Source organism: uncultured Algibacter sp., from assembly GCF_947487575.1.
Classification (GTDB): domain Bacteria; phylum Bacteroidota; class Bacteroidia; order Flavobacteriales; family Flavobacteriaceae; genus Algibacter_B.
Map to the genome: position 1 here is coordinate 229,320 of NZ_CANKXG010000003.1, position 23,466 is coordinate 252,785.

General features: G+C 32.7%; 20 protein-coding genes. 7 read left to right on the forward strand and 13 right to left on the reverse strand.

What is annotated here, in order from left to right:
• Positions 1 to 25 precede the first annotated feature (25 nt).
• From Q0870_RS04450 to Q0870_RS04495, 10 genes are all read right to left on the reverse strand, one after another.
• Complete coding sequence (locus tag Q0870_RS04450) at positions 26 to 1,330, reverse strand: TRAP transporter large permease (protein WP_298551489.1); 1,305 nt, start codon at positions 1,328 to 1,330, stop codon at positions 26 to 28.
• 2 nt (positions 1,331 to 1,332) lie between these two features.
• Complete coding sequence (locus Q0870_RS04455; protein WP_298551491.1) at positions 1,333 to 1,824, reverse strand: TRAP transporter small permease; 492 nt, start codon at positions 1,822 to 1,824, stop codon at positions 1,333 to 1,335.
• A gap of 2 nt (positions 1,825 to 1,826) precedes the next feature.
• Positions 1,827 to 2,798: a TRAP transporter substrate-binding protein gene (locus Q0870_RS04460; RefSeq protein ID WP_298551493.1), complete on the reverse strand. Its 972-nt coding sequence runs from the start codon at positions 2,796 to 2,798 to the stop codon at positions 1,827 to 1,829.
• A gap of 2 nt (positions 2,799 to 2,800) precedes the next feature.
• Positions 2,801 to 4,210, reverse strand: a complete 1,410-nt coding sequence (gene uxaC / locus Q0870_RS04465; protein WP_298551495.1) for a glucuronate isomerase — start codon at positions 4,208 to 4,210, stop codon at positions 2,801 to 2,803.
• Between the two features lie 9 nt (positions 4,211 to 4,219).
• Complete coding sequence (locus Q0870_RS04470) at positions 4,220 to 5,398, reverse strand: DUF4861 domain-containing protein (protein ID WP_298551497.1); 1,179 nt, start codon at positions 5,396 to 5,398, stop codon at positions 4,220 to 4,222.
• 2 nt (positions 5,399 to 5,400) lie between these two features.
• Complete coding sequence (locus Q0870_RS04475; RefSeq protein ID WP_298551499.1) at positions 5,401 to 6,192, reverse strand: gluconate 5-dehydrogenase; 792 nt, start codon at positions 6,190 to 6,192, stop codon at positions 5,401 to 5,403.
• Positions 6,193 to 6,202: 10 nt separating this feature from the next.
• The gene (kduI, locus tag Q0870_RS04480) at positions 6,203 to 7,045 is read right to left on the reverse strand and encodes a 5-dehydro-4-deoxy-D-glucuronate isomerase (protein WP_298551501.1); all 843 of its coding nucleotides are present in this window, start codon (positions 7,043 to 7,045) and stop codon (positions 6,203 to 6,205) included.
• A 20-nt stretch (positions 7,046 to 7,065) separates the two neighbouring features.
• Positions 7,066 to 8,241 (reverse strand): mannonate dehydratase, encoded by a 1,176-nt coding sequence (uxuA, locus tag Q0870_RS04485; RefSeq protein WP_298551503.1) that lies wholly within the window; start codon positions 8,239 to 8,241, stop codon positions 7,066 to 7,068.
• A gap of 12 nt (positions 8,242 to 8,253) precedes the next feature.
• Entirely contained in the window at positions 8,254 to 9,081 is an 828-nt protein-coding gene (locus tag Q0870_RS04490; RefSeq protein ID WP_298551504.1) for an SDR family oxidoreductase, read from the reverse strand.
• 355 nt (positions 9,082 to 9,436) lie between these two features.
• Positions 9,437 to 10,438: a GntR family transcriptional regulator gene (locus Q0870_RS04495; protein WP_298551506.1), complete on the reverse strand. Its 1,002-nt coding sequence runs from the start codon at positions 10,436 to 10,438 to the stop codon at positions 9,437 to 9,439.
• Positions 10,439 to 10,944: 506 nt separating this feature from the next.
• Here Q0870_RS04495 and Q0870_RS04500 point away from each other — a divergent pair.
• Complete coding sequence (locus Q0870_RS04500) at positions 10,945 to 12,156, forward strand: site-specific integrase (protein ID WP_298551508.1); 1,212 nt, start codon at positions 10,945 to 10,947, stop codon at positions 12,154 to 12,156.
• 485 nt (positions 12,157 to 12,641) lie between these two features.
• Here the strand turns inward: Q0870_RS04500 and Q0870_RS04505 are convergent, their stop codons facing one another.
• From Q0870_RS04505 to Q0870_RS04515, 3 genes are all read right to left on the reverse strand, one after another.
• Positions 12,642 to 13,190: a hypothetical protein gene (locus tag Q0870_RS04505; protein WP_298551510.1), complete on the reverse strand. Its 549-nt coding sequence runs from the start codon at positions 13,188 to 13,190 to the stop codon at positions 12,642 to 12,644.
• A 17-nt stretch (positions 13,191 to 13,207) separates the two neighbouring features.
• Positions 13,208 to 13,369, reverse strand: coding sequence for a hypothetical protein (locus tag Q0870_RS04510; RefSeq protein WP_157243276.1), 162 nt, complete (start codon positions 13,367 to 13,369; stop codon positions 13,208 to 13,210).
• Positions 13,370 to 13,628: 259 nt separating this feature from the next.
• On the reverse strand, positions 13,629 to 15,350 hold the full coding sequence (locus tag Q0870_RS04515) for a ParB/RepB/Spo0J family partition protein (protein ID WP_298551514.1): 1,722 nt from the start codon (positions 15,348 to 15,350) through the stop codon (positions 13,629 to 13,631).
• Between the two features lie 587 nt (positions 15,351 to 15,937).
• Between Q0870_RS04515 and nrfH the strand changes: the two genes are divergently transcribed.
• From nrfH to Q0870_RS04545, 6 genes are all read left to right on the forward strand, one after another.
• Positions 15,938 to 16,537 carry a cytochrome c nitrite reductase small subunit gene (gene nrfH, locus Q0870_RS04520; protein WP_298551516.1) on the forward strand — a complete coding sequence of 200 codons (600 nt, stop codon included), beginning with the start codon at positions 15,938 to 15,940 and terminating at the stop codon, positions 16,535 to 16,537.
• A gap of 15 nt (positions 16,538 to 16,552) precedes the next feature.
• Positions 16,553 to 18,052, forward strand: coding sequence for an ammonia-forming cytochrome c nitrite reductase (gene nrfA, locus Q0870_RS04525; protein WP_298551518.1), 1,500 nt, complete (start codon positions 16,553 to 16,555; stop codon positions 18,050 to 18,052).
• A gap of 81 nt (positions 18,053 to 18,133) precedes the next feature.
• Positions 18,134 to 21,277, forward strand: coding sequence for a cytochrome c biogenesis protein CcsA (gene ccsA, locus Q0870_RS04530; protein ID WP_298551520.1), 3,144 nt, complete (start codon positions 18,134 to 18,136; stop codon positions 21,275 to 21,277).
• A 184-nt stretch (positions 21,278 to 21,461) separates the two neighbouring features.
• The gene (locus tag Q0870_RS04535) at positions 21,462 to 21,599 is read left to right on the forward strand and encodes a hypothetical protein (protein ID WP_298551522.1); all 138 of its coding nucleotides are present in this window, start codon (positions 21,462 to 21,464) and stop codon (positions 21,597 to 21,599) included.
• Between the two features lie 14 nt (positions 21,600 to 21,613).
• Positions 21,614 to 22,267 (forward strand): hypothetical protein, encoded by a 654-nt coding sequence (locus tag Q0870_RS04540; RefSeq protein WP_298551524.1) that lies wholly within the window; start codon positions 21,614 to 21,616, stop codon positions 22,265 to 22,267.
• A 143-nt stretch (positions 22,268 to 22,410) separates the two neighbouring features.
• A complete protein-coding gene (locus Q0870_RS04545) occupies positions 22,411 to 23,466 on the forward strand; it encodes a histidine kinase (protein ID WP_298551526.1) in 1,056 nt (351 codons plus the stop codon).

The following is a 23,466-nucleotide window of genomic DNA, read 5'->3' on the forward strand; positions in this document are numbered from 1 at the left end:
AATATTAAACATTTTTAAAATTTTATTACAAACCAAACAACCTTGGCAAATACATAGAAATTCCTGGAATATAAGTTATAAGTAGCAATACAATTACCATAATAAGTAAAAAAGGTAATAATGGCTTGACGACTTGTGAAACCGAAACATTTGCTATACCACTACCAACAAAAAGTATAGTTCCTACTGGAGGAGTACAAAGTCCAATACATAAATTAAGTACTAAAACAATACCAAAATGCACAGGATCCATTCCTAAAGCAACAACTACAGGCAAAAATATTGGTGTAAATATTAATACAGCTGGTGTCATATCCATAAACGTTCCTATGATTAATAAGACTAAATTAATCACTAAGAATATCACAATTTTATTACTGAATTGCTCTAATAAAAACCCACTAATAAGTTCTGGAATACCTTCAAAAGAAAATAACCAAGACATGGCCATAGATGTACATATTAAAAACATAACTACCGCAGTAGTCTTAGCACTTGTTAGTAATATATCTGGAAAATCTTTAGTACTTATATCACCATAAACTAGAGCCAAAACAGCAGCATATAGTACAGCTATAGCTGAAGCTTCAGTAGCTGTAAATATACCAGCTACAATACCACCTACTACGATAACTAAAAGTAAAAGGCTAAAAAATGCTTTTCTGAAATAAGTCCAAATTAATGATAATGGTGCGCGACTTCCTTTTGTAAACTTTCTCGTTATAGCTACAAATGCGATGTAACTCATAATAGCAACTCCAAGTAAAATACCTGGTAAATACCCTGCTATAAATAAAGCAGCAACAGATGCTGTACCTCCACTTGCTAGTGCATATACTATTAAAATATTACTCGGTGGTATCAATAATCCTGTTGTAGAAGAGGTAATATTTACAGAAGCACTAAATTCTCTTGGATAACCTTCTTCTTCCATTCTATCCGTCATAATACTTCCAATTGCAGATGTTGCAGCAATGGCTGATCCTGAAATAGCTCCAAATAACATTGATGCTAATACATTTACATAAGCTAAACCTCCTGGCAAACTAGCTACTAATGATTTAGCAAAATTTATTAATCGGTTTGCAATGCCGCCGCGTTTCATGATTTCTCCAGCCAAAACAAAAAACGGTATGGCTAATAGTGCGAAACTATCAATACCGGTCGTCATACGTTGTGCTATGGTTGTTAACCCAGGTAATTTATCTATATTTAACAATAAACTTATAGTTGTTGAAATACCAATACTGTATGCTACTGGTACTTTAAGCATCAATAAAGTAAAAAAACTAGCAAATAATACGATAATACTTATTACTTCAATACTCATAATTATTCGGTTATTTCGTTAGCATTAATTTTAAACATGTGGTAGACAGAAAACCACATAATCAATAAGCCACTTACTGGTAAAATAGCATAAATGTATCCTAAAGGAATACGTAATGTTCCTGATAATTGACCTAGGTGTAACGTGGTGTAAACAAGATTAAATCCGCCAATAACCATAACAATAAGTGCAAATGCAAAAATGCAGATTTCAATAAAAATCAATGCTTTTTTTCTGGTTTTAGGTGAGAACTTTTGATACAGAAAATCCATTGATAAGTGCAAACGTTTAGCATTTAAATACGCTGCTCCTAAAATAGACATCCATATTAATGAAAAACGTGCCAGCTCCTCAGTAAAAGCAAACGATGTGTTTAAAATATACCTTGAAAACACCTGCCCCAATACATCTATAACTAATAGACCGAAAATGAAAACCAAAATAATTTCCATGACTTTGCATGCCTTATTAAAAATAACATCTGCTGTTTTCATAATTATTGATTTTTAATTTGGTTGATAAGATCATTCATTTCTGGGTGTTCTTCCATAAAAGCCTCTAAAACAGATTTTGACTGCTCTTGAAACAATGATTTCTCTGGAATAATAACTTCTACACCAGCTGCTTTTGCAGTAGCCATTGATTCTTCTACAGATTCGTTCCAAAACCGTTTTTGAGCTTGCACAGACTCATCCATAGCCTCTTGAACCCATTGCTTCTCTTCTTCTGTAAGTTTATCCCAATATTTAGTTCCAATTAGCAACACATCTGGAACCGAAGAATGCTGATCTAAAGTATAATATTTACTAACTTCATAATGATTTGAAGATACAAATGAAGGTGGATTGTTCTCCGCACCATCCACCACACCTTGCTGTATAGCAGTATATAATTCACCATAAGCCATTGGTGTTGCCGAACCTCCTAAGGCATTCACCATATTAATAGCCATTTGATTATTCATCACTCTAATTTTCAAGCCTTTTAAATCTTCAGGCGTTCTAATAGCTTTGTTGGAGGTGTAAAAACTTCTACTTCCTGCATCATAATACCCAAGTCCTCTTAACCAAAATTTACTTCCTTTTTCTAAAATAGATTTACCGACTTCACCTTCTAAAACATCAAATTGATGTTGTTTGTTTCTAAACAAATAAGGAATACCTAATACATGATATTCTGGAACAAAATTAGATAATGTTGCTGCACTAACCTTAGTTATCGCTACACTTCCTATTTGCAAAAGCTCAAGAACTTCACGCTCAGATCCTAATTGGCCATCAGGAAACACCTTCACATTCATTTTACCACCAGACTTTTTGTTTAGTGCTTTTTTAAACTCTAAAATACCTTTGTGAACAGGGTGCCCCTGTGGTAAAGTGTGTGCCAAATATAAAGTTTGTGTATCTCCTTCTTCTTTACAAGACGAAAACGCTAAAACCAAAATACAGACTAAGATAACGTGTTTCATAATTATTTTATTTTAAAACCAAAATAGTTTTTGGCATTGTAATAGCAAATGTCTTGAACCGTTTTTCCTAAAAATTCAATATCGTTTGGAATTAATCCTTGCTTTACATCTTCACCTAAGATGTTGCATAGAATACGTCTAAAATATTCATGTCTTGGAAATGACAAGAAGCTACGACTATCTGTAAGCATACCAACAAATTTACTTAATAAGCCCATATTAGATAAGCAGTTAATTTGCTTTTCCATACCATCTTTTTGGTCTAAAAACCACCATCCAGACCCCCATTGCATTTTACCTGGGTAATCAGAATTTTGAAAATTCCCCATCATAGTTGCAAAAACTTCATTTTGCGACGGATTCAAATTATATGTAATGGTTTTTGCTAGTTTATTATTTAAGTTTAATGTGTTAAATAATTTAGACATAGACTGAGCTACAGGAAACTCTCCTATAGAATCTACACCAGCATCTAGACCTATTTGCTCTAGTAATCTACTATTATTATTTCTAATGGCGCCAACATGCATTTGTTGCGTCCAGCTTTTAGCATGATACATTTCGCATAACTTTACAAGAATACAAGATGTAAATATGTTTGCCTCTTCTTTAGAAATTTCAGTTCCAGAGATGCGTTTCTTAAATATAACATCAGCTAGATCTTCTGTGAAATCTGAAGCAAAAATCTCTTCTAAACCATAGTCAGATAAACGACATCCTAAACTATCGAAAAAATCAATACGCATTTGAATAGCTTTTAATAAATCTTCTAAATTTTGAATAGAAAAATCTACACAAGCAGCAAGTTTAGCAATATAAGATGAAAATGATGGTTTTTGCACCATTAACAAATTATCAGGTCTAAATGTTGGAAACACCTTAGTAAAAAAACCTTTTTCAGCAATTTCCTGATGGTATTTTAAATCGTCAATAGGATCATCAGTAGTACAAATTACCTCAACTTTTAAATCTTCTAAAAGTTGGGCTGGTGTTTTGTGTTCTAAAACAGCATTTGCTTTTTCGTAAATAGCTTCGGCTGTATTAGGTTGTAACAATTCATCGATATCAAAATAACGCTTCAACTCTAAATGTGTCCAATGAAATAATGGATTTCTTAAAGTATAAGGCACTGTTTCAGCCCATTTTAAAAACTTTTCCTTATGAGATGTTGCAGAACTAGTAATAAAAATTTCGTCAATACCATTAGCTCTCATAGCACGCCATTTATAGTGATCTCCCTTAAGCCATGCTTCGGTAATGTTTTTTATTGGTTGATTTTCTGCTATTAATTGAGGTGATAAATGATTGTGATAATCGATAATTGGTAAATCTTTTGCATAATTATGGTATAGTTTTTCAGCTACATCAGATTGCAAAATAAAATTATCGTTAATAAAGTTAGTTGTATTCATAGATAAAATCTAGTTCAATGATACTTGTAACGGGTTATTTATTTTTTTTGAAAAGCTTTCTAAATACGTATTCCAATTATCTTTAGAAATAAATTCTCCTGCCTTTTTCCAGCCAAAACCAGCGTAATAAATTGCTTTATTATTGTTTATTTTAACTTCTGCAAATAAATTACTTTCATCTTTCAATGGTGTATCATATAGTGTTGAAGTAATCATGCTTCCGTTAGGAACCACTATGCCTGTTCCTAATTCAGAATCTCCATGTGGTTGCCAATATGATACCCATCCTGAAGATTGGTTTTGAGTATCCTCTCCATCTTTTTCATGTAAAGTTAATCCTGTTGAAAACGTATCTGTTCCTGAAATTTCAATTTCAAATCGAGATAAATTATTTCCATAGTCTAAAGAAATATGTTTGGTTTCTGAAATAGATTTCCCATTAGCATCCCAATCTGCATATTCTAAAACAAAACTGGTTCTTATTGGCCCTGTAGTAATCGTTTTCCAGTTAGTAAAATTTCTAGATATGTGATATATAGAATCTGCTTTTACAGCAATACCACCTACACCACGAGAAACACCTACATGAAAATTATCTAGTCCTTCTCCTGAATCTTTATGATAAGCACCTTTTTCCGTTTCAGCTTTTTTGTACCATTTATTAATTATAGGATATTCAACACGTTTTAACCACGCATCAATCCCGCTAGAAAGTGTACCTCCTTTAACCTCATCCTCAACCATTTTTTGTGCCGTAGGTCCAAAAGTTCTAAATCCAACTTTGTTATTTTCCCACGCATAATCGTCTGTTCTTTCTGGAACAAATCTAGAATAACAATACTGTAATGTTTCAGGTTTTTCAGAAGCATCAACCGAAACTAATTTATATTGATGTGTTGCATTAGCAGCTATTTCTGGTTGAAATAATAGCACATCTGCTTTACCATCTTCATTATTATCTACAAATTGAGATACTAAGATCTTATTAGTTTTTATATCCTTGACTGAAAAGCTTTCAAAATCTTCATCTTCATTAAGTTTTAAATCTGCTTTATTGATTTCAACTGTTTCAAATGTACGTGCTATATCTAAAGTGTTTTTAACCATGATAATATGGTTATGCTCTTTCTTACAACCTAAAAGGATAAAAAAAGCTAGAACCACTAAAAATAAAGTTGCTTTTTTCATAATTAATCTTCGTTTGAAGGTTTACCTATAGTAGCTAAAATTCCACCATCAACATATACAACATGACCGTTAACAAAATCACTAGCTTTTGATGACAAAAATATTGCTGCACCAGCTAAATCATTAGGATCACCCCAACGACCTGCAGGTGTTCTACCTACAATAAATTCGTTAAATGGATGTCCATCTACGCGAATAGGAGCTGTTTGTGATGTTGCAAAATACCCAGGACCAATACCATTAGTTTGAATATTAAATTTGGCCCACTCGGTAGCCATACTCCTTGTTAACATTTTCAAACCTCCTTTTGCTGATGCGTAAGCACTTACAGAGTCTCGTCCTAATTCACTCATCATAGAACAAATGTTGATGATTTTCCCTCCTCCTCTTTCAATCATTCCTTTCGCAACACACTTAGATACAATAAAAGGTGCAACTAAATCTACCTGAATTACAGCATTGAAATCTGTGACTTCCATATCGATTATAGGAGTTCTTTTTATAATTCCTGCATTGTTGACTAGAATATCTATAGATCCAACTTCCTTTTCTATTTTTGCAATAGAGTCTTTTACTGCCTTTTCATCAGTTACATCAAAAACGTATCCGTATGCATTAAGTCCTGACGCCTTATATTCTTCAACTGCTGCTGCTAACTTATCTGTAGAATTATTATTTACTACAATAGTTGCTCCAGCATTACCTAATCCTTTGGCCATTGCCATTCCTAATCCATGAACAGCACCAGTTACTAATGCTACTTTACCTGTTAAATCAAATAAGTTAATTGACATATCTATAATTTTATTTTAATTCGTTTATTTTACAATGATCCATATCTCCGTAATCTAGGTTTTCGCCTGCCATACCCCAAATAAATGAGTAATTACTCGTTCCAGAACCTGAGTGTATAGACCATGGTGGCGAAATTACTGCTTGATTATTTCCCATCCAGATATGGCGTGTTTCTTGTGGTTGCCCCATAAAATGACATACCGCTTGGTCTTCGGCAACTTCAAAATAAAAATAGACTTCCATTCGTCTATCATGTACATGCGCAGGCATGGTGTTCCATGAGCTTCCTGATTTTAAAGTTGTCATTCCCATTTGCAATTGGCAAACATCAACTACACTATTTACTATGTACTTTCTTAAAGTACGCGCATTTGCAGTTTCAGGTGCACCTAACTCGATAACTTCGACATCATTGATTCCAATTTTTTTAGTAGGATGTGCTTTATGTGCAGGTGTAGAGTTTAAATAAAACTTAGCTGGATTTTTTTCAGATACACTTGAAAAAACCACTTTTTTATTTCCTTGTCCAACGTACAATGCTTCTCTATGATTTAAAACATAGTCTTTACCATCAACAGATACAGTACCTGATTCCCCTATATTTATAATACCAAGTTCTCTTCGTTCTAAAAAATACGGCGCTTTCAAAGGGTCTATAGCTTCTAATTCAATTGAATTTAAAATTGGCATAGCCCCACCAGTTATAAATCTATCATAATGCGAATAGACTAAGTTTATTTTATCGGATTCAAATAAATTTTCAATTAAAAACTCTTCTCTTAATTGATTTGTATCATATTGTTTTACGCCTTGTGGACTTGATGCGTAACGCGTTTCATAATTTGTATTCATGATTAACCTATGCTTTTAATTTATATATTTTGTTTTAAACCGTATTCTAAACCTCTTAATTCTGCTAAACCACGTAATCTTCCAATTCCTGAATACCCTGGATTAGTTTTTTTATTCAAATCATCAAGCATTTGATGCCCATGATCTGGTCTTACTGGAATAGCGTAATCTTTATATCCTTCAGCCTGTCTTCTTTTTTCTTCTACAAGAACTTCTTTGACAATGCTATACATATCTACATCGCCATCAAGGTGGTTAGCTTCGTAAAAATTACCTTGTTCATCTCGTTTTGTACTTCTTAAGTGAAGGAAATGAGCACGATCTGCAAAACGTTTAAATATTTGCACCAAATTATTATCAGCTCTTACTCCTAAGGATCCTGTACAAAACGTAATTCCATTTGATCTATCAGGAACATTATCGAATAAATAAGCGTAATCTGACTCAGTGCTTACTACTCTAGGCAAGCCTAATATTGGGTAAGGTGGGTCATCTGGATGAATACACATTAATACTTCATTTTGAGAAGCTACAGGTATAATTTCTTTTAAAAATAATACCAAATTTTCTCTTAATGTCTGCGCATCAATCCCTGAGTAAGTATCTAAAATGGTTTGAAACTGTTCTAACGTATACCCTTCTTCAGCTCCTGGTAATCCTGCTATAATATTATTAACAAGTTGTTTTTTATGCGCTTCATCAAGACCATCGAAATAAACTTTAGCCGCTGCTTTTTGAGAATCATTATAACTATCTTCAGCTCCAGGTCGTTTTAATAAAAACAATTCGAAAGCTGCAAAAGCAATCACATCAAAACGTAATGCTCTAGAACCATCTTCAACCTCAAAATTTAAATCAGTACGCGTCCAATCTAAAACTGGCATAAAATTGTAGCACACAATGTTTACACCATTTTTAGCCAAATTCTCTATACTTTCCTTATAGCGTTCAATATAAGTTTCAAACTCACCTGAGCGTGTTTTTATATTTTCATGAACAGGAATACTTTCAACAACACTCCAAGTTAAACCTGCTTGTTCAATAGTTTCTTTTCTTTTAACAATTTCATCAATTGCCCATACTTCTCCGTTCGGAATATGATGTAATGCCGAGACAACTCCTGTTGCTCCAGCTTGTTTTATATCTGATAAAGATACAGGGTCATTTGGCCCGTACCATCTCCATGTTTGTTCCATATTATTATTTATTTAAACACCACTGTAAGCACTAAAACCTCCATCAACTGGTATTACAACTCCTGTTATAAAAGAAGCACCTTCACCACATAACCACAATGTTGTACCAACTAAATGTTCAGGCTCTCCAAACTTACCCATTGGCGTTTGTTCAATAATTTGATTACCACGAGGTGTTAAACTTCCATCACTATTCGTTAATAAAGCCCTATTCTGTTCTGTTAAGAAAAAACCAGGTGCTAAGGCATTAACACGAATTCCAACCTTAGAAAAATGAACTGCTAGCCACTGCGTAAAGTTAGACACTGCTGCTTTAGCACCACTGTAAGCTGGTATTTTTGTTAAAGGTGTAAAGGCATTCATTGAAGATACATTTAGAATACTACAACCTTCTCTTCCTACCATATCTTCTGCGAAAATTTGTGTTGGTAATAAAGTTCCAATAAAATTTAAGTTAAATACGAATTGAATTCCCGTAGGATCTAAATCAAAAAATGTTTTAAAACCTTCTGTTTTATTAAGTAAATCTTCGGCTTGTAAAAACGGATTGCTAGTTGTTCCTAAAGGATGATTTCCTCCTGCACCATTTATTAGAATATCACATTTTCCAAATGCTTTATTAACTTCTTCTTTTGCTAAAACCAACGAATCTTTTTCCAAAACATTTGCTTCAACTCCAATAGCTGTTCCACCTGCCTCTATAATTTTATCAGCTACTTTTACAGCCGCTTCTTTATTTAAATCTAATAAGGCTATTTTATGCCCCTGTTTTGCCAAGGCCTCAGCCAAAGTACTACAAAGCACACCTCCTGCACCAGTAACTACTATAGTTTTACTCATTTTTAAGTATTTAGTTTTGTTATATTTTCAACTATTAATATTTTAATAATCATCTCTAAGCGTAAGTTCTGTAAAAAAACCATATTGTTTGATATTTAACAATATTTTAATTGAGAAATGTACTTAATTTATACACAATTTGTACTTTTCTGCACCCTATTATTTTCATTAAAATCTCTTAGTAAAAAAGAAAAAAATTATTAATCAAATATAGAAAACAAGGACACTTATACCGTCCTGCTCTGTCCTGTTTTTTTTGTAAAATTAATTTTTTTTCGACAGAAAAAAAACAATAATTTAAAATTTTGGAAATATTAATTTTTAATCAGAAGATTACTCCAAGCTGATTACCTCTTTATAAAGAATCCCTTAATATAAGCTTAGTGTTTAAATACATTTGCAATGTTTGATTAGAATTAATAAACTCTGCAACTTTAGCTCCAAACTCCTTAAAATCAATCGAAATTACCGAAACGCCTTTGTACGTATATTTTTTTAACGGCGTATCATTATAAGATAAAATACCCACGTCCTTTCCTAATTCAAAATTAGCATTAGAACATTGATTTAAAACCTCATATAACATCCTATCATTTACTGTAATATAGGCTGTGTTCTTCTTTACGACAAATTCCTTCGAATTATCAGAAATAGCACATTTAAAGTTGTAGTTCTTGCAAAACCTCTTAAAGTATTCCAAACTTTCAGGTGGATGATGGGTAAACTCAGGGTAAACAAAATTCAAAACTTCGTATTTTTCAAATACATCTAGCGCTTTTTCTAAACACGAGTAAAAAGCCTTTCCAAAATCTTGAAACACATAATTTTCTACATTTTTAAATCCTGATTGTGAATCAATTAACAGTAATTTATTCTTATCAATTCCTAAGAGAATATCAGAGACTTCCGGATGATCAAACCCCATAACAATATATTTATAATACACACCATTATCTGTATTTAACATCGCTTTAAAGTTTTTTATATCATAATGATGAAATTGCAAATCGACAATAACATTTTCGGGCAAGCAACTCATAAATGAGTGATAAAAAACTTCTTTATAGGCTTTGAAAGTACTAATTAGTAATAGGATTTTTTTTCTACTTTCGCTTATATAATAACCTTTATTAGGAGTGGCCTTTATATAACCTTGTTTCTTTAATAAAGTATATGCCTTAAAAACAGTATCTCTTGAAACACCGTAATCTTTACTAAATTCATTTATAGAGGGTATACTATCCCCAGATTCAAATGCATTTATATTAATAGACTCCTTAAATGCATTAACAATTTTAAGATATTTTGGAATATTGTTACCATCAATATCTTTAAGAAAAACTTTCTGAGCAATCATAGAAAAAAAATAGAATCTTCGTTAGTAAAGAAAAATCTTTTGGCATCATTGAAAAAAAAAAAAACCAACTTCATCAAATTAATTATAATAAAATGAAACATCTATCCTGTACTTTCGGTAAATTTTTAAAAAAACACTACTCTTTTATCAATTACTGCTCTGAAACAATACTACTGAGTTATTCAAAAAAAGAGCTAAGGCTATAAACAAAAAAAGCCGAAAATTTCTCTTCAGCTTTTCCTTTACAGTGCGGGCGGGGAGACTCGAACTCCCACACCTCGCGGCACTAGATCCTAAGTCTAGCGTATATTGCACTAAAGAAACACAAACACACTCATTTTCAATGATTTAATTGTTTGTCAATTTTCTTTAAAGTCATATAATATCATATGATATCAATATTTGTTGTACCTATGTTGTACCCAAACGCAGATAATAATTTGTATCTTTACATAAGTACTTAATCAAATGATATTATGATTTGACTTTCGCAAAACAAATCAAAGATGTCAGCAAGTGCAAAAATAATTCTACGTAAAAAGCCCAACACCAAAGGGCTTTATCCACTTGCAATTCGAATTACTAAAAATCGACGCTCTACCTATAAGCTTTTAGGTCATTATATAGATTTAGAGGATTGGGATTCAAAAAATAATGAAATAAAAAAATCTCATCCAAATTCTGAAAGTTTAAACAACCTTATAACTTCAAAATTATCTGAAGCTAGGAAAGGTCTTATTGCTCTACAAACTAACAATAAAGATGCATCTGCAAATCAAATTAAAAAAGAGATTTACAAACCCACATCAAACTTAACATTTTTTGATTTTGTTGATGAACACCTCGAAGCTTTAGAAGTCGAAGGCAAAATGAATCGTCTTTCTACTGACTCGGCTTGGGTTAGTTATATTGAAAAATATTGTAAAGTAAGGCATCTAACTTTTCAAGAAATCGATGAACGGTTTCTTGAAAAATTTAAAATATACTTAAACGGCAACTGTTCTCTTACCGAAACTACCGCAATGAATGTTATGGTTTTTATTCGGCTGTTATTCAATAGAGCGATTAAGGATAAGGTTGTAAGTAAAGAACTTTATTGCTTTGGGCCAGGAAAATTCAAAATAAAATTTCCAGAAACTGTCAAAGTTGGACTCTCAGAGAAAGAATTAAAAGTCATCGAGAGCTTAGATAGCCTATCTGATGTAGAACGTCATTCATTGAATGTATGGCTTTTTAGTTTTTACTTTGCTGGAATGAGGGTCTCAGATGTTCTGAAAACAAGATGGTCTCAAATTTATGATGGTAGATTACATTACAGAATGGGTAAAAATTCCAAATTGCTTTCTCTAAAAATACCATTAAAAATCAATAAAATTTTAGAGGAATATGTTTACAATAAGAATTATGATGATGACTTTATATTTCCAGAATTAAAAAAAGCTAATCTTGACGATGCTAAAGACTTATACAATAAAATTAAAACTGCTAATAAAAAATTCAACAAGAACTTAAAGTCTATTGCTCTGAAAGCTGGAATAAATAAGAAAGTAACAATGCACATTGCTCGCCACTCATTCGGAAATATTGCTAGAGACACCATCCACCCATTGATGCTTCAAAAGCTGTATCGTCATAGTGATTTACTTATTATATCCAGAGCGTTTTCCTTTTTTTGTTTTTTTAACTTTTGTTCCGCTTCCTTTTTATTGATTTTGTAAGATTTCATAAGATTCATTTTAGATTTACTTCCCATAGAGCCGACGCTGTTACCTTCTTTTTGTTGCTTAGTGCTTTCGATATTCAGCTTTGTTTAGACATATAAAAAGTGCGAGGCACGAGCCTGATTATGCTGTCGTTCAAAGCTGAATGTTGTTATTTTGCTGTCAAAAAAAGGTATGACGGTGTTGGATTACGGAAGTGATTCTAAAGTCTTTGTGAAATACAAAATCATAGGAAGTGGAACAAAATGTAAATACATTTTTATCCTATTTGGCGGACTTGATTCACGCTTTTTACTAGGGAATGAAGTGTTCCTTTCCAGAGAAACGGAAAGGGTTAACGGAATGAAAAGTCAAAAGTGTGGATTAGGTTCAAGACTTTGATAATGAAGCTCTTTTTCTGGAATGAAGTTTTTACGGAATGGAAGGAAATGTGCTGAATGGGATAGGAAGATAAATTCCCCTTGAAAATTGAATATTTATTTTTAAAACAGTTTCTCTTGAATATCCAAAATACCATCATCTTTTGACACTTTGTTCTTTTTCAAAATAACCTTAAGCGCTTTTCTTCGCTTATCGTAAATCCATAATCTCAGATTTTTTAAGAGTCCTTTTTCATAATCAGACAGTTCTTTTGGTGCTATTTCAATCATAGCTTCCAATTGGTTCTTACTTTTGTTCTGCATTGCATATTGAAGTCCTAGCCATGTGTAAATGTTTGCCCATTCTGTTTGCATGGGTGCTTCGTAAGTTCTTGGCAGCATCATATAGGCTAAAGTCTCTGTAAGTGATGCCATTTTATTTCCTGTCATTGAGCAAATTATTCTTGATAATTTTATTCTACCGAGAATTTCTTTTGGAATGGTGTCTTGCCATGCCGATTTAAAAACAATGATTGGACTCGCAAGACAATCCATTAAATCGAAGACGAAATCGCTCTTATCCTTTTTACTTGGTTTCACTACTTTTTCTTTTACTGATATCGGCTTACATTCAAAACCGAAATCAAACTGAACTACTTTTAAATTTTCCATTGATGTGAGATTTTAGATTAAACGCTATCTAATAATACTTGATAATTCGCAGGATGCTTTTCCCTGTAATAAGCTAAATGACTTTCTCCACTATCGACATCGTAATTTTCACTACTTAATCGGTAATGTTCTTCTGCTTCTTGTAATGACATGTTGGGTTTTTCAGGTACTTGTTTCATAATTCTAATATTTTTTGATTAAACAATATTTGAGCAGTATCTAAACGGAAGCTAAAATCACAGCTCAAAAGGAAACGGAATAAATAAGCGTTGGATGATGCGTAGGCTTTATGCCGTAGTCTTTTGATGGGTGTATTTTACGAGTTTACCTTTGCGCTGATATTGATTGAATAGGTTCTACCTACCTTTTTTTTACGAAGGACTATATAAAAAAATAAGAGCCAGCACGAATGCTAACCCTTACTTCCAACAACAAAAGCTAATCGTTTAATTCCTGAATTTTCTTTTCAAGTTTTCCTATTCGCTCTTTCAAACGTGCTTCACGCTTGTTTCCCTCTTCAGTATATTTCTTATCAATATTGGCAATTTTAGTTTTATAATATCCTTGCATCGCATTGTAGAATGAAATGTTTGTCAAGTTATTAACGTGATTGCATTCTCCAAAATGTACTTGCTTGGTAAGGATGTACCTTATCAACTTATAAAAGGTTTCCTTTTTGAAATTCTTTTTGAAATGCTCAACAGTTTCCACATCAGTCTTCTTGGATATGTTGCCCAATAATTTTGAAAAGTGTTTTTGTCGACCTACATAGTCCACATTATTTTCATATAAGGTTAATGAAAAAGCCACCATTTCATTTACCGAAAGTGATTTCTTCTTGTCAATATAATCGGTTTCACGAATCATCTGAACTATGTCCTCAAATTCCTTATTGTGCTCGATGTGTCGCTTTCGAGTCTCTCTTTCGTTGATTTTAACGATTTGCTCTTCAGGCGAACACTCTGCCATTTTTCTATTTGCCAATGGTTCAGAATATGTAGAATTTTCGTTTTTTGAATCTTCTAAACGCTTTACAAAAACGGCTTTATGAACATACGTTTTTGGATGAAACATAATACCAGTTACAAATTCATTGTCTTTTGCGGAATTATAAACTTCCAATTCTTCCTTGTAATTATCAACAGCTTCTTCAAGTTCAGCTTTTATTTCATCTTCAGAATAGTCGTAATGTTGGTATTCTATCTTAATTGCTTCTATTGTAGGTTTAATTGGCTCTTCGATTATTTCAACATCGTCCAGAAGATAGACTTTCAATCCCTTTTTTTCCAATTGCGATATAATGAGCTGATTATTCTCGTCATCTGCCCAGTATTTGCGAATTTCAGGAATCAACAACACATTCTCTTTCTTCGATTTCTCAATCAAGTTCAAAAACGCCTTGCTTTTCTTCGTTTCATAACAGGCTGATTTTGTACACACCATTTTACCATCGCCAAACAAATTACCTTGATTTGCTGCGTTGAACGGACAGGTTGTACAAGCTCCAACTTTAGTAATCAATTTTTCATCGACCACATCGAAAGGTGCATTTTCTAAATCGTAAGTCTGGTTTTTAATCATCTGATTAATTTGATGGGCATTAAAATCTTCACCCATGGTTTCCAGCATCATTTGCTGTTCCTCTGGCTCGAAAAGTGCAACACCTATACCTAACGAAATCGTCATTTCACCATTACGAACAAAGACTTTAAAACCTTCAATTAGACCTGCTAATTTTAACCGTTGCCTTACAAAGTTCTCTGTTCTTCCCAACCGTTTTGAAATCTCCGTTGGCGAATATTTTTCGCTTAAGAATACTACCGCTTCGGCTTCTTCAGTAGGTTCAACATCCTGTCTTTGTAAATTTTCGATAATTTGAATTTCCAGAACATCATTATTAGCATATTCCCTAACGATGCTCGGAATGGTTTTCTTTTTCGTCAATTTGCTTGCGCGAAACCTACGCTCTCCCATTACGATGATGTAATCCTTTCCAGATTTTCTAACTGTAATAGGTTGTAGGACACCGTGTTCTTCGATACTTTCGGACAGTTGCTTAAGCGCTTCCTCGTTAAAGGTTTTTCTTGGTTGCATTGGGTCAGGAATAATTCTTCCGATAGGTAGTTCTTGAACTTGAAGTCCAATGGCGCTTTGTGTCAATTTTTTCTTGACTTCATTTTTTACGGTGGCTGTTGCCTTTCCGTTTTTGCTTGCAGTACTTGCTTTTGTTGTCATAATACTTAAATTTTAGATTAAACAATATTTTTGCAGAACCCAAACGGAAGACAAAATTTCTGCTCAAAAGGAAACGGAATAAATGAGTTGTGGGCGAAGCGTTGGCTTTATGCCGTAGTCTTTTGATGATAATATTTTGCGAGTTTATCTTTGTGCCAATATTGATATAGATATCTCTCTCATTTTTAGCAGGAATTATGTTTTATCAACACAAAATTTGAATAGAAAAAATCTAGTTTTAAGGCACTAAAACAAACATTAATTTCTTTGAATACTAAACCATCCCATAGATTTTAATAAATAGTTTTTTATTCCACTTTTCTTGTTATAAAAATATCTTTTTTAATATATTTTGAAATATTGCATTTATAAGGACTGAAAATATATGCAAACTACGTTTTAAAACAAAAGCTGCTAAACTATCCAACAAACACTTGAAATTTATACATTTATTAACTACTTTTATAAAAGTCTATTTTTTCATCAAAAACTAAAAAAAAGAAACTCCATAATTGAACTTTAAACCAAAAATTTTACCACCAAAGACATCAAGATGGAGAACCACCGCTATATTCTTTATAGCTGTGGTTATAGGTTTGGGGTTATTTATGGCAAGAGAGTCTCGGATAATATCTTATATGTCTGATGACCCACAAGCCTGTGTGAACTGCCATGTTATGACACCAGTTTATAATAGTTGGATGCACAGTTCACATAGAGAATGGGCAAAATGCAATGACTGTCATGTACCTCATAACAACATTTTCAATAAATATTACTTTAAAGCAAAAGACGGCTTATACCACGCCTCTGTTTTTACAGCACGTGCTGAACCTGATGTTATTGAAATGAAAGAAGCTTCGCAAGAAGTGGTGCAGAGTAACTGCATTCGCTGTCATGTACAACAAGTAACCCAAGTAAAATACGATGGTTGGTTAGAAGGTCATAAAGAAAATAGAACAGGGCGCCAATGCTGGAGTTGTCATAAACAAGTACCACATGGTAAAGTACATGGCTTAACCACTATAAAATTTAATGTTGCTCCATTACCAACAGATGAAGAAGATGAACTCGTTATTCCTTCTTGGATGGAAAAACGAATTAAAGAATAATAAAAATATTATAGTATGAAAAACAAAGTATTATTTATCGTAACCGTTATCGTAGTTTTTCTACTAGGGCTTTTAGCTTCTAGTATTGTAAATAGAAAGTCAGAAGCAAAATATAAATATGTCCCTCAGGTAAACATTGGAGAAAATGAACCTAGAAATGAGGTTTGGGGAGAAAATTTCCCTTTAGAGTATCAATCTTCTTTACAAACATTAGATACTTCTTTTGCAACTTATCAAGGAGGTTCAAGAATGCGTGATGTATTAGAAGAAGACCCACGCTTAATCGTATTATTTGCAGGCTATGGTTTTTCAAAAGATTATAATCAAGGACGTGGACATGCTTATGCTATAGAAGATATTCATAATACTTTGAGAACTGGTGGCCCTAAAGGAAAAGGAGACGGCCCTATGCCTGCAACATGTTGGACTTGTAAAAGTCCAGATGTACCGCGCTTAATGAATGAGATTGGTATTGCTGAATTTTATAGTGGAAAATGGGCAGATAAAGGTGCAGAAATAGTCAACCCGATTGGGTGTGCAGATTGCCATAACCCCGAAACTATGAAACTTCGTATTACAAGACCCGCTTTAGTTGAAGCTTTTGATGCAATGGGAAAAGATATTAATAAAGCAACACACAATGAAATGCGTTCTCTTGTATGCGCACAATGCCATGTAGAGTATTACTTTGACAAAAAACTACCTGGTAAAGAAGGTGTTCCTTATTTGAAATTCCCTTGGAAAGGAGGCTTTACAGTTGAAGCTATGGAAGAGTATTATGATAATATTGAGTTTGCAGATTGGACGCATAAATTAAGTAAAACACCAATGCTAAAGGCACAACATCCAGGATATGAAACTTTTGTTACTGGTGTACATGCAGACCGAGGCGTATCATGTGCCGATTGCCATATGCCATATAAAAGTGAAGGGGGTCAAAAATTTACAGATCATCATATTCGCTCACCTTTATCAAATACATCTAATGCGTGCCAAGTTTGCCATAGAGAAGAATCTGATAAACTCATTGCCAATGTTTATGAAAGACAACGTAAAGCTACCGAGAATAGATTAAAATTAGAAGACCTTCTTGTAAAAGCACATTTAGAAGCTAAAAAATGCTGGGATTTAGGAGCAACTGAAGAACAGATGAAGCCCATATTAACAGACATCCGTCACGGACAATGGCGTTGGGATTATTCGGCAGCTTCGCATGGCGCATCATTTCATTCTCCTGTTGAAACGGCAAGAGTTATTGGTAGCGGATTAGTTATAGCCCAAGAAGCTCGTGTTAAACTTGCACGTTTATTGGCTGACTTAGGGCACAATAAACCAATAGAAATGCCTGATATTTCTACGAAAGAAAAGGCACAGGAATTTATAGGTCTAGATATGGAAAAATTAAGAGATGAAAAAGCGGAGTTCAAAAAAACATTATTACCAAAATGGCTTGAAGAAGCAAAAGCGCGCGAAGATAAAATGCCAATAAATGCAGTATCTTCAGTAGAAAACTAATTTATTTTCAAGATTACTATATCAAAGATACCTTATTAAACAAACAGTAAGGTATCTTTTAATTTATATGCTATCAATTACATGAATAAACTTTTACGCCTATTCTCTTCTCCTATTTTAGCAGTGCTATTCTTATTTACTTTCGCAATTTCTATGGCTGTGGCTACATTTATTGAAAACGATTTTGGCACTGCTACGGCTTGGAAACTTATTTATGATGCTTGGTGGTTTGAACTCGTTATGCTAGGGTTAGGCTTTTGTTTTATAATGAATATTTATAAATACAAGCTTTGGCGTTTAGAAAAATGGGCTTTGCTGATGTTTCATCTGGCCTTTATTGTTATATTAATTGGTGCCAGTATTACACGCTATGCATCTTATGGAGGTGTCATGAGAATTCGTGAAGGCGCATCTTCTAATATTATTGTATCTGATAACAATTTCCTTCATATATGTCTATCAGATGGGACAACTACAAAAACGATAAAAAAGCAACTCAATTTTTCTCCATTAAGTAATAACGATTTTAATATAGATACAGAATTCAACACTACACCAATTACAATTTCTTATAATGAATTTGTTGCAGATGCCATACCAGAAATAAAAGATGATGCAGAAAACGGGAAAGCCATGATTCAAATGGTCGTTTCAGCAGGAAACGGAAGAGAAACTGTGTTTTTAGAAAAAGGAGAAGTTGAAGCTATTGGTGCGCATAAACACAAAGTAGGTTTTGAAGTTGACGAGCCTGATGTGATTAATATTATTGAAAAAGATGATGCTTTCAGCATCCTATCTCCTAGAAACTTAAGCACATTTGTTATGGCTACCGAAATAGCAGGAACCATAAAAAAAGATAGCTTACAAACCATGTCATTACGAACCTTATATCGTGATGGTGATGTGTCTTTTGTACCACTTTCTTATCATCCAAAAGCGGAAATAGCACTTGTAAGTGCCTCTGAAAAACCAAAAGATAACGATGAACAAAAAGATGATGCTTTAGTTGTAAATATTCAAGTAAACGAAACCCTAAAAAAAGCAACATTACTATATCGTGAAGGCTTTTTACCAACAACACACAATGTAAACATTGACAATATTAAAGTATCGCTATCCTATGGTGCTGAAGCTATAACTATACCTTTTTCAATTCATTTAGACGATTTTCAATTAGAGCGCTATCCTGGATCAACAAGTCCATCTGCATATGCAAGTGAGGTTAAAGTTCTTGATAATAACACAGAAACACCACACCGCATTTTCATGAATAATGTATTGGATTACAAAGGCTATCGTTTTTTTCAAGCCAGTTATGACACAGACGAATTAGGAACCGTGTTAGCCGTTAATCATGATGTTATTGGCACAAATATTACTTATTTGGGTTATTTTTTAATGATGATAGGTATGTTTTTTACACTCTTCGGGAAAACATCTCGTTTTACATTAATTAATAAAAAATTAAAAAAGCTCAAGCTGAAAAACGCTTTAATATTTCTACTTTTTTGTGGTCTTTCAAATAGTGCTTTTGCACAAAATAAAAAAAGCAAAGCACCAAAACTTAATTTACAAACTATAGGCCAACAGCATATAGATGTACAACACGCAGAATTGTTTGGTCGTTTAATGGTACAAGATTTAGACGGACGTATAAAACCAATGAATACTCTGGCCTCCGAGTTTTTAAGAAAACTATCACGCAAGCCTTATTTCAAATTTACACAAGATGGAGAAAGTATTCGCTTTAGTGCAAATCTGGCATTTTTAGCTATGCAATCGGCATCAAATGTTTGGCAATATATCCCGCTTATAAAAATAGACCCTAAAAAAGGAGGCGAACTCTTTAAAAAATTAAACATAAGCGAAGATGGCTTAGTGGCTTTTGTAGGCTTATTAGACGATAAAGGAAAGTACTTATTTGGTCAAGCTGTTGAACAGGCTAATAAAAAAAAACCTGCAGAGCGAAGTGAATTGGATAAAGAAGTTTTAAAAGTAGATGAACGCTTCAATATTCTTTACAACGTATTTTCTGGAAACTATTTAAAAGTATTTCCTAATAGCAATGATGAAAATAATAAATGGCATAGTCAAACACATCATTTTCAAGATTTCCCTGCTGAAGATGGTGCATTTGCTAAACAAATTATACCAACTTATTTTAAAGATGTTACTACTAAAAATTGGGTAGATGCTAGTGAAAAATTAGCCTATATTAAAACATTTCAAGACGTTTTAGGCAAAGACATTATTCCGAATAGAAAACGTATTGAAGCAGAATTATGGTACAACCAACTCAATTTAAATTTTTGGTTGTTTCAAGTGTTTTTTACTTTGGGCGCTATTCTTTTAGTTTTAGCTATAACTAAAATTTTTACTAAGAAAAAAGCAATTGAATATCTTTGGAATATCTTTATCATTACAACCCTTATTAGCTTCCTTCTATTTACTGGAAACATCATTCTACGATGGTATATAGCACAACACGCACCTTGGAGTAACGGCTATGAAATGTTGGTATTTGTATCTTGGGTATTGCTACTTTGCGGATTAATGACTTTTAGGAAATCGGATTTTGCCTTACCACTCTCCACATTATTTTCAGGCGCTTTATTATTTGTAAGTTACCTAGATTGGTTAAGTCCAGAAATAACCAATTTAATGCCTGTACTAAAATCGTTTTGGTTAAAAATTCATGTAGCTACCATTGTAAGTAGTTATGCGCCTTTAGCCCTTTCTGCTGTATTAGGTTTTATGGCATTATTGCTCATGATTTTTAAAACTGAAAAGACAAAGAAAGAAATTGACATTAGAATTAAAGAACTCACATATATCAACGAAATCTCAATGACTATCGGTTTATTCGTGTTAGCTGTAGGCACATTTTTAGGAGGTATATGGGCAAATGAATCTTGGGGACGTTATTGGGCTTGGGACCCAAAAGAAACTTGGGCATTAATTAGCATTATAGTCTATGCTATTGTTTTACACCTTCGTTTAATTCCTGGTTTAAAAAGCAATTACATGCTAAATACTGCAAGTGTATTCGCATTTGGCTCTATTATCATGACATCCTTTGGTGTCAATTATTATTTATCTGGTTTACATAGTTACGCTGCTGGAGACCCCTTGCCCATACCAACATTCATTTACGTTTTAATTGTTGTAGTCATCATTGTATCTGTGTTAGCTTATTACAGAAAGAAAGCTTTTTCTCTTAAATAACTCATGCTCAATCTTCAGGTTTCTACCTTTCTTTTAAAATCACAAATGGGTTGCTTGAACTTTAAATACGGTTCACTTTCAATATAAAACACTTCACTTTAGATTTTAGTCACTTCACTTAGAAAGTCATTATTCTGCCTTTAGTCGTGGTATACATTTGTATAAGAATTAAAACAATAACGTCATGAAAAAGTTAATATCAATGCTAAAGAAATGGAAGTTTGGAAAACGTTTTTTACATCTAAAAAACTCTAAAAAAGATACCTCAGCTAGATTAATTTTAATCAACAGAGACATTAATAACATTCATATGTTTATATAAATACACTAGAAATCATGAAAACAATAAGCAAAATACTAAGCATATTAATACTAATTATTATGTTTACAAGTTGCTCAACTGTCAAAGTTGTTAGTACTTGGAACCATTCAAAAGAACTCAATTTAAATGATAAGCGCATCATGGTAATAAGTAAAACGGATGACAATATTGTTAGAAGTCAGTTTGAGAGTGACCTTGTAAACAAGTTAAGGGAGCATGGTCTCAATTCTATGGAAAGCCTAACCGTTTTTCCAAAAATTGATACTGAGGTAAAACTTAACGAAAATGAAGTGCAAAAAATCGTTGAGGATTTGAAAAACAAAGGAGTAGACATAATTATTCTTAATACTTTAAAAGATACTCAAGAATATACCAGAACAGAAACAACTGGTGGTGGCTACTCAACACTTTATTTTCCCACATACTTTAGAGGGCCTAATGGAACATTCTATCGTTACTACAATAGTATTCATGTAAAATCTGAGCCTGAAAGCACTATTACCCATACTGGTAAAAAATACATTCTAGAAACTGTTATTTACGATTTAACAAAAACTGATAACGAACAATTAATATCAGTTATAACGACAGAGATTGATAATCCTAAGTCTTTAGGAACTATTTCTAAAGATTTTTCAAAACAAATAATAAAAAAATTGATAAAATAATTTTCATGCATAGTTAGTTTGGTTGGTTAGTTTGACTGCCAGAGATTATTGAAATACATTTCATGCCTCTCTGGCAGTTTTTAATTTCATTCATTCAGCTAAAATTATACAATTTACTTACATTAATTTTAACTATATTAGTTATGTTCTTCATCAATAACACTATAACCATTTTGACGACCAAATTTATAAAGCAAAACATTTTACTAGGTATAGCATTTATTATATCAACACTTTTAACCTTACCTAGAATTTTGATTATATTTGATATTGTTGATGACCTATCAACTGCTTTCACTTCGGCTTCTGTAAAAGATATACTCTTTCGATTTTTATGGTTTACTTTTTTCTCTTGGTTACTATTAGAATTTAATGCAAACACTAAATATTTTTATTCCAAATTTCAAAGCGTACTAAGAGGGTTAACAACCATCATAATTAATATTGCTTTATACTTCGCTTTATTACATTTGTTCTTCTTTTTGTACCCAAGGTTAGTAGGAGAATCAATGGTTTCAGAAGAACAAGGGTTAACCTACTTCGTATATTTTATCGTAGCAATAATAATCATATTTGTCGCTAGAATTTTAAGGTATCAATTGAGCTTAAAAGAAAAATTAATAGAGCAAGAAGCTTTAAAACAACAAAGCTTACAAAATGAATTGATGGCTTTAAAAAATCAAGTTAATCCTCATTTTCTATTCAACTCTCTAAATTCATTAAGTGCACTTGTAAAACAAAATAAAGACGCTACCAACTTTATAAACAAACTCTCTTCTATGTATCGTTATATTCTGCAAAGCAGTGAACGAGATTTAGTATCTATAGAAGAAGAGCTTGAGTTTTTAAATAGTTATATCCATTTAATTAAAACAAGGTATCGTAATCGTTTTAACATCACTTGTAATATTCATGAAAAATGGTTAAATAAAGAAGTACCTGTTTTGGCGCTTCAATTATTAGTTGAAAATGCCATTAAACACAATGAAATATCAGAAGAGAATCCGCTTCAAGTCAACATATATTCTGAAGATGAGTTTATAATTATTGAAAATGAAATAAGACCCAGAAAAAGTTTAGTTACTGGAACAGGAAATGGTTTATCAAACCTTAATAAACGGTATTATGCTCTAAAAAAGAAACACATATCAATAAGTAATAAAAACAACACCTTTAAAGTTAAACTTTCTTTAAATTGA

Bases quoted from the DNA above. Each gene is read 5' to 3' on its own strand.
- Q0870_RS04450 (WP_298551489.1), bottom strand. From the start codon at position 1,330: ATGAGTATTGAAGTAATAAGTATTATCGTATTATTTGCTAGTTTTTTT.
- Q0870_RS04455 (WP_298551491.1), bottom strand. From the start codon at position 1,824: ATGAAAACAGCAGATGTTATTTTTAATAAGGCATGCAAAGTCATGGAA.
- Q0870_RS04460 (WP_298551493.1), bottom strand. From the start codon at position 2,798: ATGAAACACGTTATCTTAGTCTGTATTTTGGTTTTAGCGTTTTCGTCT.
- uxaC (WP_298551495.1), bottom strand. From the start codon at position 4,210: ATGAATACAACTAACTTTATTAACGATAATTTTATTTTGCAATCTGAT.
- Q0870_RS04470 (WP_298551497.1), bottom strand. From the start codon at position 5,398: ATGAAAAAAGCAACTTTATTTTTAGTGGTTCTAGCTTTTTTTATCCTT.
- Q0870_RS04475 (WP_298551499.1), bottom strand. From the start codon at position 6,192: ATGTCAATTAACTTATTTGATTTAACAGGTAAAGTAGCATTAGTAACT.
- kduI (WP_298551501.1), bottom strand. From the start codon at position 7,045: ATGAATACAAATTATGAAACGCGTTACGCATCAAGTCCACAAGGCGTA.
- uxuA (WP_298551503.1), bottom strand. From the start codon at position 8,241: ATGGAACAAACATGGAGATGGTACGGGCCAAATGACCCTGTATCTTTA.
- Q0870_RS04490 (WP_298551504.1), bottom strand. From the start codon at position 9,081: ATGAGTAAAACTATAGTAGTTACTGGTGCAGGAGGTGTGCTTTGTAGT.
- Q0870_RS04495 (WP_298551506.1), bottom strand. From the start codon at position 10,438: ATGATTGCTCAGAAAGTTTTTCTTAAAGATATTGATGGTAACAATATT.
- Q0870_RS04500 (WP_298551508.1), top strand. From the start codon at position 10,945: ATGTCAGCAAGTGCAAAAATAATTCTACGTAAAAAGCCCAACACCAAA.
- Q0870_RS04505 (WP_298551510.1), bottom strand. From the start codon at position 13,190: ATGGAAAATTTAAAAGTAGTTCAGTTTGATTTCGGTTTTGAATGTAAG.
- Q0870_RS04510 (WP_157243276.1), bottom strand. From the start codon at position 13,369: ATGAAACAAGTACCTGAAAAACCCAACATGTCATTACAAGAAGCAGAA.
- nrfA (WP_298551518.1), top strand. From the start codon at position 16,553: ATGAAAAACAAAGTATTATTTATCGTAACCGTTATCGTAGTTTTTCTA.
- ccsA (WP_298551520.1), top strand. From the start codon at position 18,134: ATGAATAAACTTTTACGCCTATTCTCTTCTCCTATTTTAGCAGTGCTA.
- Q0870_RS04535 (WP_298551522.1), top strand. From the start codon at position 21,462: ATGAAAAAGTTAATATCAATGCTAAAGAAATGGAAGTTTGGAAAACGT.
- Q0870_RS04540 (WP_298551524.1), top strand. From the start codon at position 21,614: ATGAAAACAATAAGCAAAATACTAAGCATATTAATACTAATTATTATG.
- Q0870_RS04545 (WP_298551526.1), top strand. From the start codon at position 22,411: ATGTTCTTCATCAATAACACTATAACCATTTTGACGACCAAATTTATA.